Here is a 13,713-nt window from a genome sequence, read left to right as displayed (position 1 = left end):
GACCCCTGGATTATATTGGATCTGGTTTTTTGCGATGGTTTTAGCGACACGCATTTTGTTATATCATGTCTTTTTTGTTATTTTGCATTGATCATTATGAGCTTCACGTTACCAAAAGGGTCTTCTGACCAACGTACATTGTTTAATCTTTCAGGCAGTGCTCAAGGATATTATATTGCCCAAAGTTGTGCGCAAACTAAGCGCCCTATTTTGGTGATTTGCGATTCTATCGCGCAAGCTCAAGCCCTTGAGGTGCAAACTCAGTTTTATTTAGATAAATCGATCACCACTAAGCAGTTTGTGGATTGGGAAACGCTGCCCTATGATCAGTTTTCTCCTCATCAAGATATTATTTCTGAGCGTATAGAATTATTGGCATCGTTGTCTAACCAAGCTCAGCAAATTATTTTTTGTTCGGTCAATACCCTATTGACTCGTTTGCCTCCTAGCTCTTTTATTGCTCAACATTCTTTTTGTTTAAAGCTTAATCAAGTGTTAGACGTTGAACATTTTAGAAACAACCTAGTACAGGCGGGTTATCAAAACGTTGAAGCGGTTTATGAACATGGCGATTTTGCGGTTCGTGGGGCAATTATTGACGTTTTCCCCATGGGCAGTGAGTTCCCTGTACGTATTGAGCGGTTTGACGATGAAATTGATACGCTGCGTTATTTTGACCCTGAAACTCAGCGTTCATTAGAAAAAATATCAGAATTGGTGTTATTACCGGGTAAAGAATTCTCGTTAACCAAAGAATCCGTCAACTCATTCAGAAGTCGTTTTCGTGAACAATTCGCAATTAACACCCAAGATTGCCCGTTATATCAAGATATCATTCAAGGTGTGGTGCCTGCCGGTATTGAGTATTATTTACCGTTATTTTTTGATCAAACTCAGCACTTTTTTGATTATTTAAATGATGATTGGTTAGTGATTTGCTCTGAAAATTTAGAACGCAGCATGGACAAGCAATTAGCTGATATTCATCATCGGTATGAAAACCAGCGACACAATATTGTTCACCCGATTTTACCCCCTGAATCGTTGTATTTTCATAAAGAAGAATTTTTTAAATCCCTAAAACAATTTGCGCGTTTAAATTTAAGCACTCAACTTGGTGAAGACAAACCTGCCGCTGGTAAGTATCAGGCAAACGTGGACAAAAGTGAGAATTTCTACGTTGATAGTACTCATGAACGTCCATTAATCTTATTTGAAAATCACTTTTTAGATGATCAAAAAAGAATGTTAATTTGTGCTGAGTCATTAGGTCGGCGTGAAATTCTATTAGGTTTATTTAAACGCCAAAACCTGACTATTAAACAAGTTAACAGTTTTCAAGAATTTTTGGATTCAACTGAACCGCTTTGTTTGACCGTTGCGCCGTTAGATGAAGGCTTGGTTCTGCCTGAGTTAAACATTGAAGTCATCTGTGAGCCTCAATTATTTGGCCAGTTCATTGTGCAGCAGCGTCAACGAAAACGCTCTGCCAAAAGTGAAAACCCCGATTTAATTGTTAAAAACTTAACTGAATTAAATATAGGTGCGCCTGTTGTGCATTTAGATCACGGCGTGGGTCGATATTTAGGGTTACAGTCCTTAGAAGTAGATGGGCAAGTTCAAGAGTTTTTACAATTAGAATACGCAAGTGACGCCAAGCTATATGTGCCCGTTGGGTTATTGCATTTAATCAGCCGCTACAGTGCAAGCGAAGAAGCAAGCGCGCCACTGCATCGCTTAGGCACTGAAAAATGGTCAACCGCCAAACGCAAAGCCGTTGAAAAAATACGGGATACCGCAGCGGAACTTTTAAATATTTACGCCAAACGCGAAGCCAAACAGGGTTATGCGTTTAAGCCTTGCGATGCCGATTATCGTGAATTTGCACAAGGCTTTGCCTTTGAAGAAACCCCGGATCAAGAAGCCGCCATTAATGCGGTGATTCAAGATATGTGTCGCACACGACCAATGGATCGATTGGTGTGTGGTGATGTGGGTTTTGGTAAAACAGAAGTGGCGATTCGAGCGGCTTTTTTAGCGGCTCAATCCGGTAAACAAGTGGCTATTTTGGTGCCAACGACGCTATTGGCTCAACAGCATTTTGAAAATTTTTCAGACCGATTTGCTAACTGGCCTATCAATATCGGCTTGTTATCACGATTTACTGCCTCAAAAGTCACCAAACAGACCTTGTTAGGATTGGAATCTGGAACCATTGATATTGTGATTGGCACTCACAAATTATTATCTGCCGATGTTAAATTCAAAGATTTAGGTTTATTAGTCATCGACGAAGAGCATCGTTTTGGTGTGCAGCAAAAAGAAAAAGTCAAAGCATTACGTGCCGATATTGATATTTTGACCCTTACTGCCACACCAATCCCTCGTACATTAAATATGTCGATGTCAGCGATTCGAGATTTATCTATTATTGCTACGCCTCCAGCGCGTCGTTTGTCTGTCAAAACCTTTGTGCGCGAATACGATGACGACATCATCAAAGAATCCATTTTGCGTGAGATTTTACGTGGGGGTCAGATCTATTTCTTACATAATAGTGTAAAAGACATAGAAAAAACAAAAAATAAATTACAAGAATTGATCCCTGAAGCCCGCATAGGCATTGGTCACGGACAAATGAACGAACGAGAGTTAGAGCGAGTGATGCAGGATTTTTATCACCGCCGATTCAACGTGTTGTTGTGTACCACCATTATTGAAACCGGTATTGATATCCCTTCGGCAAATACCATCATTATTGAGCGTGCTGACAAATTTGGTTTGGCGCAATTGCACCAATTACGTGGTCGTGTGGGCCGATCTCATCATCAAGCCTATTGTTATATGTTAACGCCTCCTGCTGCTAATTTAACAAAAGATGCCATCAAACGTTTAGAAGCCATTGAAGGGGCGCAAGACTTAGGAGCCGGCTTCACATTAGCTACCCACGATCTAGAAATCCGTGGCGCAGGTGAGTTATTAGGCGAGGATCAAACCGGTCACATTGAAGGCATTGGGTTTAGTTTATACATGGACATGCTTGAAAAAGCGGTCAACGCCATTAAAAATGGACAAAGTTTTGATATTAATGACATGGATAATCATGGCCCTGAAATCAACCTTAGATTAGCGGCTATAATTGATGCGGACTATGTGCCCGACATTAATATGCGTTTGAGTTTATATAAAAGAATTTCCAGTTGTAAAACAGAAAATGAACTCAATGATTTACAAATTGAAATGATTGATCGCTTTGGTTTGTTAACTGATCCATGTAAAAATCTATTCAAACAAACTGCATTAAAATTACAAGTGGAACCTTTAGGGATTAAGAAAATCGATATGGGTGACAAAGGTGGTACTATAGAGTTTTCCAGTCAAACAACAATCGACCCCTTTATATTGGTTCAGTTAATTCAGTCTATGCCTCAAATGTTTAAATTAAACAAAGGTGACCAGTTAAAGTTTTTTATAGAAAGTGAAAAAGAAACGCGTTTTGAACGCTTAAATGAAATTTTAAAATTAATCAGTAAAAAGCCAAATTCATGAAAAAAATCCGTATCGTACAAACATGTTTGATTGTTTCCAACTTATGTTTATCTTTTTTTGCACAGGCCAATTCTAATTCTGGGCGATGGTATCAGGTTGAAATGATAGTGTTCAAAAACCATGCAGTAAAAAGTGTGAATCCTGAACAATTTGATATCAGTGTGTTACCCGCTTCTCCAAACACAGTTGAAACACTTGCAGCATCTCAGGCCAAATCAATCAGTTTTTTAGATTTAGACTTTAGGCTGTTAAGCCAGCCTGATCTTGATTTACAGCAATTGATCAATGAAGAGCAATTAACCTATGATCAAGTGATTCAGTTTTTTTCGAATACCCATGATACGCAAAATTTACTACCAAAACCTTATTTAATATTAACACCCGAACTATCAAACTTAGAATTACAAGAACACGCAGAAAACTTCAAACGCAATAGAAATATGGAAGTTATTGAATATTTAGCATGGCAACAACCGATTTTTGATTCTGAGGTTTACACACCAATAGAATTAAATTTTGGCAAACAGTTTGGCAGTCAATATGAAATTTCAGGATGGTTGCACTTAACCATTTCGAGATATATCCAAGTTAATCCTCAACTGTATATCAACGAATTCACTGAAATAAAACAACAAGAGTTTAATGATTTGAATTTTGATAAAAACCAATCACAACTCGCCTCCTTTAATACTCATATGTTTGGAAAAACATTACCCTATAGATTAACCTCTTCAATTGAAGTGAATGAAACAAAACAAACTGCAAGTAAACAGGTTTTATATATTGACCACCCAGAATTAGCATTTCTGTTCTATTTCACACCTTTGGATTTTAATTTCGAGCAATAAATGATTTTATTTCATTAATTGATCCGCAAAGCACCTCATTATCCAGGTGCTTATCAATTACTAATTGTAATGCGCCATCTTGTTCATTGACTTCAAATAAATAAATTCTTCAGCGTTTGGGTAAAGTGTATTGATTCTAATACCATAATCCATAACGGTATTATTAGAGTATTTTAAATCCATTTTTTTGAATTGTCTTATTTAGACATGATCGGATGAAAGATTTTGGGGTCAGATCCGAAATTTTTTAAAATTATTATTGCAGATAATAATAAAATTTGGATCTGACCCCAAAATTTAAATTATTATATTTATTGAATGGGAGCCGACTGATAGTTTTCTTTATTTCGTTTATATCTTTGATATTGATTCACCGCATTATTATGTTCATCAAGATTTGTAGAAAAATAATGAGTACCATCCCCTTTAGCAACAAAATACAAAGATGAACCTTTAGATGGATTCAAAGCAGCAAAAATGGCTTCTTCTCCGCTTGCAGCGATGGGCGTAGGAGGCAGGCCATAATTTAAGTAGGTATTATAATCACTTGGAGTTTTAAGGTGTTTACGAGTTAAGTTACCATTATATTGATCGCCCAATCCATAAATAACAGTAGGATCCGTTTGCAGTCGCATCTTTTTTAACAACCTTCTTACAAAAACTCCTGCAATTTCAGGTCTTTCGTATGCAACGCCTGTTTCCTTTTCAACAATAGAAGCCATAATCAGCGCTTCGTATGAAGATTTATAAGGAAGGTCGTCTGCCCTATTTTCCCACTGGACCTTCAATACTTGCTCCAATTTAGCGTTTGCTCGCTTAAGTATATCTAAGTCTGAATCCCCTTTTTGGTAGAAATAGGTATCTGGAAATATCACCCCCTCCAAACGCATATAAGGACTATTTAATGCCTTGAGAATTTCAAGCTCACTCATATTTTCTATTTTATGCTCAATTTGCTTCACTTCTGTTAATAATGCTAAAAATTCCTGAACCGTTTTACCCTCTACAAAGGTCACTGAATATTGCACCGATTGCCCTTTTTCGAAAATAGATAAAGCGTCCATCACAGTGATCTTTTTAGGTAATGTATATTCACCCTGCTTAATTTTTGGTAATCCTGTTATACGTAAATACCAACTCAGATGTTTACTATTTACAATTAACCCTTTTTTCTCCATTTTTGCCAAAGTTTGAATCACTCCATGACCTGATTCTACTTGCCATGAAATATTAATTTCATTTGTTAAAGACTGGGAGGTAAGATGCTGTGTGTACCAATACAAATAGGTTAATGATATAACAATGAGCATTAAGAGAATCAGAAAAATTTTTTTAATCATAGGGTTTCAAAACAATTTAGGGTTATGTGTCTAGTTTGATTGAATTTAAAATCCAACTTTTTGCTATTCGAATAGATGAGATATGTAATCTTGGCAATTTACTAAAGGTTTCTGATTAATTGAAAGTACTGGACATGCACCTTGCAATCTATTAGTCACAAACGCTTGTTTTATTTGGGAAATTTCCGATTCATGTAAAATGCGAAGATTAATATCAGAACGACATTTTAGAATCACATGTCGTTCAATGCCTTGTACTCCAGCAATATCAATAGGCGGTGTAAACCAATTATTTTCTAATTTATAAAATAAATTCGATTGAATCCCATCATGAATAATACCGTTATTACATTTCATCCAAGCTTCATCCACATTTCGAACACTCAAATCTGATTTAGCCAAAACATTATCAAGTCGGTTTAGATGTTTGATACCAGCTAATGCTGCATTAACTGATATTGGTACATGACTCAATTCAATATCTACCCCTTTTTTCCAAATTGGCTTGGGTAAATGAAATAATTGAATCACAATATCCACAGATGATTCATCAACACCGTATCCTCGAAGTGTACTGTTTCTGGTAATGATAATTTTTAAACCATACTGGGCATTTTTATCTTGGTTGCGAAACGCATCTTTTAAATATTGATCTAATCGAATACAAATGTCCGTAATTTTAGAAAATTGTAAACGAATCAAACCATCAATTAATCTTGCTTGATGTTCACGCCAGTACTCAATGGTTTGGTGCTTTACCTTACACGTTTCAAACAAACCATCACCATACAAAAAACCACGATTCGTGACATCAATGTGTTGATTCAACTGTCCGTTTACCGTGGTTAATATCATAAATTCAGTCTTCCAGCTTTGAGAATAATAACGACGCGTTTGTTCCACCGAACCCAAATGAATTGGAAAGAGCGTGATCAATTTTCATATTTATCGGTTTTCCTGCAGCGTAGTTTAAATCACACCCTTCGCTTGGATTATCTAAATTCATAGTTGGCGGAGCGATTTGATCTCGAATTGCTAATAATGCAAAGATCGCTTCAATGGCACCTGCTGCCCCCAATAAATGTCCGGTCATTGACTTAGTAGAGCTCATGACTAAGTGATAAGCATGATCACCAAAAACAGTCTTAGCGGCGTTTGTTTCAGCAACATCCCCAGCTTGGGTTGATGTACCATGAGCATTAATGTAATTAATGTCTTCAGGGTTCAATTTAGCATCACGTAATGCATTTTGCATGGCTAATGCGGCACCTGATCCATCCTCAGGAGGAGATGTCATATGATACGCATCACCACTCATACCAAAGCCTGTTAATTCGGCGTATATTTTTGCGCCACGGGCTTTTGCGTGCTCGTACTCTTCAAGAATTAATGTACCCGCACCATCTGCTAATACAAATCCGTCACGGTCTTTGTCCCAAGGACGTGAAGCCGTTTGTGGAGAGTCATTGCGTTTTGATAATGCTCGCGCTGCTGCAAATCCGCCTATACCTAACTCACATGATGCTTTTTCAGCACCACCTGCCACCATTACGTCCGCATCACCAAAGGCAATGTTACGTGCGGCATAACCAATACTGTGACTGCCTGATGTGCATGCAGTAGTGATAGCAAAGTTAGGGCCTTTTAAGCCGTATCTTATGGATAGCGTTCCAGCAGCCATGTTAATGATAGCTGAAGGAATGAAAAAAGGAGAAATTCGGCGCGCGCCTTTTGTGTGTAATGTTTGAGAGTTTTTATCGATCTCGGGTAAACCACCAATGCCTGATCCGATTGACACACCTATTCTTGGTGCATTCTCATCGTTAACTTCAAGGCCTGAGTCTTTAAGTGCTTCTTCGGTAGCCGCCACGCAGTAATGAATGAATGTATCCATTTTTTTTGCGGCTTTTGCATCTACGTATTGTGTGACATCAAAGTCTTTTACACTTGCACAAAATGTTGTGCTTAATCCTTTAGTGTCAAACTCGGTAATGTCATTCATGCCACTTTGGCCAGTTAAGATACCTTCCCAAGTTTTAGCAACACTATTACCTAAGGGAGTTACCATACCAATACCGGTTACTACCACACGTCTAAAGCTCATTGTTTCCCCTCAAAATTTGGTTTTAACTGTTTTGGGATTCTTTATTATTCTTTTTCGAATCCCAAAAAAAACAAAAGCCGAACTGTCTATGACAATTCAGCTTAAAAGAATTACAGAATGAATCTGTAATTTTGGCACTCTAATTTATAGGTTAGAGTTAACGTAGTCGATTGCTGATTTAACTGTAGTTAATTTTTCAGCTTCTTCATCAGGAATTTCAGTTTCGAATTCTTCTTCTAACGCCATAACTAACTCAACAGTGTCAAGAGAGTCTGCACCTAAATCATCAACGAATGACGCTGATTCAACTACGTCTTCTTCTTTAGCACCCAACTGTTCAGCAACAATTTTTTTAACGCGTTCTTCAATAGTACTCATAATTTATTCACTCCTTAAGTGAAATAACATCAAATGGATTGGTATGTAAAAACTGTGGGCTAGTTTAGTTAATGCTCGATTTTCTGCAAGCAAATTTTTGCATTTTCCGCTAATTACACTTATTTGCATCGAACGTCGTACATCTAGCCCTATTTGATCCTTTTTAACGAAAATTGTTCGTTAAAAATTAGCCCATATACAGGCCGCCATTTACATTAATGGTCTCGCCAGTAATGTATGCAGCGCCTTCACTTGCCAAAAATAATACCGTAGCCGCTACTTCTTCAGGTTTGCCTAAACGATTTGCAGGTACGTTTGCCAAAATTGCATCACGTTGTGCTTCTGGAATAGCATCCGTCATATCAGTGCCAATAAAACCAGGTGCTACCGAGTTTACCGTTACGCCGCGAGCCGCAATTTCTTTAGCTAATGAACGGGTAAAGCCTTCAACGCCTGCTTTAGATGCGCCGTAGTTTACCTGTCCAGCATTACCCATCGATCCAATTACAGAACTGATGTTAATGATGCGACCGTAACGTGCTTTAGCCATAGATTTGATCGCCGCTTTACTTACACGAAAAACAGAAGATAAGTTAGTGCTGATGACATCATCCCACTGCTCGTCTTTCATGCGTAAGAACAAGTTATCTTGAGTGATGCCTGCGTTGTTAACAACGATTAACGCATCACCAAAATCCGCTTTGATTGTCTTGAACAATTCAGTGATTTCTTCAGAATTATTAACATCTAATTTAGCGCCACGACCGGCATCGCCTAAATAAGCTGAAATGGCTTCTGCGCCTTTTTCACTTGTAGCCGTACCAATCACTTTTGCGCCTTGAGCAACAAATGCTTCTGCGATTGCTTTACCAATGCCACGACTTGCACCAGTAACCAGTGCGACTTTACCTTCTAAACTCATAAAAACCTCTTAATAATTAATGACTGAACCTATGAATATTCGACTTATTTTGCAACAAGTGCTTGCATATCCGCAGGTAGTTCGATGTTTGCAACACTTAATCCTTTATGGATACGACGATTTAATCCGCTTAACACTTTACCAGGACCACATTCAACGGTTGTTTCAACAGATTGATCAACCATATAAGACACACTTTTTGACCATAAAACGGGCAAATACAGCTGTTCAATTAAGTTTTGCTTAATTTTTGCAGGATCCGATTCAACCGTTGCACATACATTTTGTACAACCGCAATTTCTGGTGTTTTGAATTCGATTGATTCTAGCTCTTTTGCTAGTTTTTCAGCGGCCGGTTTCATTAATGAACAATGAGACGGCGCAGAAACATTTAAAGGCAACGCACGCTTTGCGCCTTTTTCTTTAACGATTACACATGCACGATCAATCGCTTCTTTATTACCCGCAATCACAACTTGACCCGGTGAGTTAAAGTTAACAGCAGATGCTACTTGATCTTGCGCAGCCTCTTCACATGCTTCTATTACTAACTCATCAGACAAACCAATAATAGCTGCCATGCCACCAAGACCAGCAGGTACGGCATCTTGCATGAATTGACCACGTAATTTCACTAAATTAACCGCATCAGCAAACGATAAAACATTTGCACATACTAATGCGGAATATTCACCTAAGCTGTGACCGGCCATAAATTCAGGCTTATCGCCACCTAAAGACTGGTGTACACGCCATAAAGCAACCGATGTGGTTAATAATGCGGGTTGCGTGATTTCAGTTTGATTTAACTGTGCTGCTTCGCCATTTTGCACAAGATCCCATAGGTCGTAACCTAGTACATCAGATGCTTCTTTGAATGTTTGAGCAATTAAAGGATATTCAGCGGATATGTTCGCTAACATGCCAATAGCTTGAGAGCCTTGACCAGGAAATACAAATGCAGTTTTCAAAATAACGGCCTTAAATGAATGACTTATAAAGGTCGCGCATTATTACATAAAATTACTTAAGTGGCATTTTTTTTGAAATGACTGAAGGTTAGTTAAAAAATTGAGATGAAATCCTGGGGTCGGATCCATTTTTTCCTTTTTTTGGGGATTAAGAGTCCGGACCTGTTGATTTTTGGATCCGACCCTTGGCTAAAAATTGACGTCAGGTAATAAGTATTGGATCTGCTCCCAGGGCAAAAGGGGGGATCCAGAATGTTTTAGGCCAAAAAAAGTCGGAGCCGTTTAAAACGGATCCGACCTCAGGTTAAGCGTTGGGGTCAGATTGAAAGAAATGGATCTGACCCCAGGATTGTTTTAACCGCCTATTAAGAATTCAATGGCTCTGTTCATGCATTCCAATGCGGCTTTTTGAGATAGATTGTAGAAATTATCCCAAGCCTTATATTCTTCTTCATCGTATTTAGATTCGTCATGGTCACAGGACAACCATGCCAATCTTACTGCATGAGCAATGATCACTTCGATTACAAAGAAATCATTAATTTGAAGCTCTGGGTTTTGCTTGGTAAATGCAATTAATGCCCAAATTGCTTCAATATTAAGTTGACGGTAATCATCAAATTGAATTTGGTTTAAAACATATTCAACTAATAATGAAAACTGTTGTTCGCCGTGGGTCATGTTACTTGAAATTGTTTCACTTTCTAATCGGTTATTTTTATTTAAACGATCACCTATAACCAGTCCTTGTGACTTTTCAAGCACCGACCATAAACCTTCAAAAAAAGATTCATTTAGTTTGGGCATAACACCAACTTGTTTTCGCCATTGATGCCATGTATCCAAATGTTCTGGCAATTTTTTAAGCATACCCTGTAAATCCTCCAACTCTTGAACCGGATTTACAACACCATCATATCGAATGAATTCATGAGTAAATCCAGTCGCAGGCTGAGTTTGATAGCTTCCAATAACCTGAGTGATGCTTTCCAACAACTCCGAAGGGGATTGATTTAGAATAAATTCAAACGCCTCATCTTGAGCCATAGATTTCTCATCTGCTAGATTGCCCGTTATCAATTGCACTAAATGCCCTGGACGTAATGTAATCAACCCTTTAAAACTATCTGGATTATTCCTCATAAGCATATATAGATATACAATAATTTCTTGCACAACCATTTGTTCACGGGGATCGCGACCGGTTGATTGTTTGATCATTTCTAAAATAAAGGCATTATTTTCCGGTTTATTAATCACTAAATCATGAGATTGACTACGACCAAATACTAACTGCTTTTGTCGGGTGATGATTTCTGCAACCGCATCTTCAAGAGCACTCCAATATTTCCCCATAGTTGCAGAGGCATATCGAATCAAACCCCATAAATGCATATCACTGGCACGTGTATAAATCTCTTCTAGCAATATCTGAACGGTCACACCAGGAGCGATGCCAGGCTGATACAATGCACCTTTGGTTTTTAATAATGTAGTTAATAATTCAACTTGCTCAAAAATATCATCACTTGAACAAAGCATATCACTTAATTGTTCATCACTATATTGATGTGAGAAATCGTTAAATGCGTCTTTTTGGTTTGAATTTATTTTCTCAGGATTAAATTTTAGCCAGCTTCCAGGATGGCGCTCTCCTAATGAGGCAATAGGAAGATGATAATCCGGTAATGACGCCATAACTTCAGGAACAGCTTTATCCATTAAATCATGAATTTTACCGGTTAATACTTGAACATCATTAAATTGACCGCTTGAAAATTCTTGTAATGTTGCAATTAATACGGATTTATCCTGACTATCAAGCATCGATTCACGCACATAAAGCACCAAAGTAGGCAAGCCTTCATGAGTCCAATGCCTTGAAACATAAGATAGATCCGTTTTGATGGACTCTCGTAATAATTCGTTATCAGATGCCAAATAAAAGTTGGTTCTGTTTTGAAAACTTGATAAAAACAAACAAGTTCGCCCTTCCAACAAATAACTTTGATGGGTCGCTAAAGAACGCATTCTTCGCATTGGACGACCAGTTAGACCATGCTCACGATCCACACCCACCATTGAGAATATTCGGTTTAACTCACCGGTTGGGTAAATAAGAACAGGTGCCATGTCTTCTTTGGTTTGAGACAAAATACCCTGCTCTGCAAGCTGTGCTTTAACGTCATCATTTTCAGCTAACAATGCTATTTGCACTTGAGAATTAGGTCTTTTGTCGATTCGGCCATAAGCATTTAGAGGATCGACATCGGATTTTTCAAGTAAACCGACCTCAATCATACGGCCCAAATAATAAAGGCTTTGCGCCCAAACTAATGGAATATTTTCGTTAGGAAGACGATTTTGTGAACCTGGGTTTTTACGCTCAGCTTCGACTAATTCTTTTGGAACAATATAAAGCTCGGGCAACAAATAATCGCCGTCTTTTTCAACGCGTAATTTATCTAAAATATCACGGTAATATTTAATTCGATCATCGGCTTCATCAAACAACGCTTCTAAATACAAATACGTATAAAACAAAGGCCATTCTGATTCGATATCTTGGAAATTTTTAAGCTCATCTTGCTCGTAATGCAAACGCCCATGCTGCTCGGTTACGGTTTGATGACCATCTAATAAAAATCGCTTACAACCCCAAGGGCCAGCTAGTTTATTGATGATACGTTCACGGGTTTTGACAACTAATGATTTTTTCTCAATGGCAAACGCAGGATATCCGATCACAGACAAACATGCCGCATCGACTTCTTTTGAGCCACTTTCACGAGGTAATAAACTTTCTAATGTGGTGCGACAGCGTGCAATTTCATCAGGCACAACAAATATTTTGCTTTGACCGTCATGCAATAAATCGACTTTATCGATCGCTTGAAGTGCAGATTTAACCATACCCACACTACTTGCGTTAACTTCAAGTTGACCATTATTACTTTTGTTGCCACGCTCCCAAATACCAAAATCTGGGGTGCGGTAGCCTCGCCCAATATACCAAACAAGGTTTTGAACAAAGGTTAATTCGGATTGATCGTAAATTAAACGCAGGCCAGATTTAGTCATTCTGGCCAACATTAATACATACAAACTGGTGGCATCAATTTGTAAGTGCCCCCATTTGTCATCATCTACAACCGTATCGCCAGTTTGTGTATCGTATTTTGCGTGTAAAGCATCCATAGGATTTTGCGTATATTTAAAACGCTCAACTTTGCCCGTTTGTTTCATCATGGCATTTAATAAACCACGCATTAAACGAACCGTTGAATCCTCAAGTTGATGCATTCTGCTATCTTCAGGATTGATTTTTTTGAAGCTTAAATACAACCCCCAAATGGCTTGAATGGTGTACAAATTGTCTCGTACCCATGCATCACGATAATCACCGTGATCATTAACATCAGTTGAAGCAGGAAATAATCCAGAGTGCGGATTTTGACGATTTAATATCGTTCTTTGAATACGACGATAATAACGATCTAGTTGATCTAAACGCGCGATATCTTCCACAATGAGACCTCTTTACACTTAAAGTAATACATTAACTATCGATAATAACCCTTCACTGTTAAAGGGCTATAGT

Annotated in this window: 9 protein-coding genes; 2 read left to right on the top strand and 7 right to left on the bottom strand. The window is 38.1% G+C overall.

The window, feature by feature from the left end:
* Positions 1-96 precede the first annotated feature (96 nt).
* Together mfd and TYM08_RS09435 are read left to right on the top strand one after the other, a co-directional pair.
* Positions 97-3,549, top strand: a complete 3,453-nt coding sequence (mfd, locus tag TYM08_RS09440; protein ID WP_422382725.1) for a transcription-repair coupling factor — start codon at positions 97-99, stop codon at positions 3,547-3,549.
* A complete protein-coding gene (locus TYM08_RS09435; RefSeq protein WP_422382724.1) occupies positions 3,546-4,397 on the top strand; it encodes a CsiV family protein in 852 nt (283 codons plus the stop codon). The genes mfd and TYM08_RS09435 overlap by 4 nt, the downstream gene beginning before the upstream one ends.
* 311 nt (positions 4,398-4,708) lie before the next feature.
* Here the strand turns inward: TYM08_RS09435 and mltG are convergent, their stop codons facing one another.
* From mltG to TYM08_RS09400, 7 genes are all read right to left on the bottom strand, one after another.
* Positions 4,709-5,737: an endolytic transglycosylase MltG gene (gene mltG, locus TYM08_RS09430; protein ID WP_422382723.1), complete on the bottom strand. Its 1,029-nt coding sequence runs from the start codon at positions 5,735-5,737 to the stop codon at positions 4,709-4,711.
* 63 nt (positions 5,738-5,800) lie between these two features.
* Positions 5,801-6,592, bottom strand: a complete 792-nt coding sequence (gene pabC / locus TYM08_RS09425) for an aminodeoxychorismate lyase (protein ID WP_422382722.1) — start codon at positions 6,590-6,592, stop codon at positions 5,801-5,803.
* Positions 6,593-6,596: 4 nt separating this feature from the next.
* On the bottom strand, positions 6,597-7,841 hold the full coding sequence (fabF, locus tag TYM08_RS09420) for a beta-ketoacyl-ACP synthase II (protein ID WP_422382721.1): 1,245 nt from the start codon (positions 7,839-7,841) through the stop codon (positions 6,597-6,599).
* 144 nt (positions 7,842-7,985) lie between these two features.
* A complete protein-coding gene (acpP, locus tag TYM08_RS09415; RefSeq protein ID WP_422382720.1) occupies positions 7,986-8,219 on the bottom strand; it encodes an acyl carrier protein in 234 nt (77 codons plus the stop codon).
* Between the two features lie 187 nt (positions 8,220-8,406).
* Entirely contained in the window at positions 8,407-9,141 is a 735-nt protein-coding gene (gene fabG / locus TYM08_RS09410; RefSeq protein WP_422382719.1) for a 3-oxoacyl-ACP reductase FabG, read from the bottom strand.
* A 44-nt stretch (positions 9,142-9,185) separates the two neighbouring features.
* Complete coding sequence (gene fabD / locus TYM08_RS09405; protein WP_422382718.1) at positions 9,186-10,112, bottom strand: ACP S-malonyltransferase; 927 nt, start codon at positions 10,110-10,112, stop codon at positions 9,186-9,188.
* A gap of 354 nt (positions 10,113-10,466) precedes the next feature.
* Positions 10,467-13,640: a glycoside hydrolase family 15 protein gene (locus TYM08_RS09400; RefSeq protein ID WP_422382717.1), complete on the bottom strand. Its 3,174-nt coding sequence runs from the start codon at positions 13,638-13,640 to the stop codon at positions 10,467-10,469.
* Positions 13,641-13,713 lie beyond the last annotated feature (73 nt).

The organism is Marinicellulosiphila megalodicopiae (assembly GCF_045862395.1).
In the GTDB taxonomy this organism is placed as follows: domain Bacteria; phylum Pseudomonadota; class Gammaproteobacteria; order Pseudomonadales; family Natronospirillaceae; genus Marinicellulosiphila; species Marinicellulosiphila megalodicopiae.
Note: the sequence above shows the minus strand (reverse complement) of the source record. Positions and strands in the feature narration are given on the sequence as shown.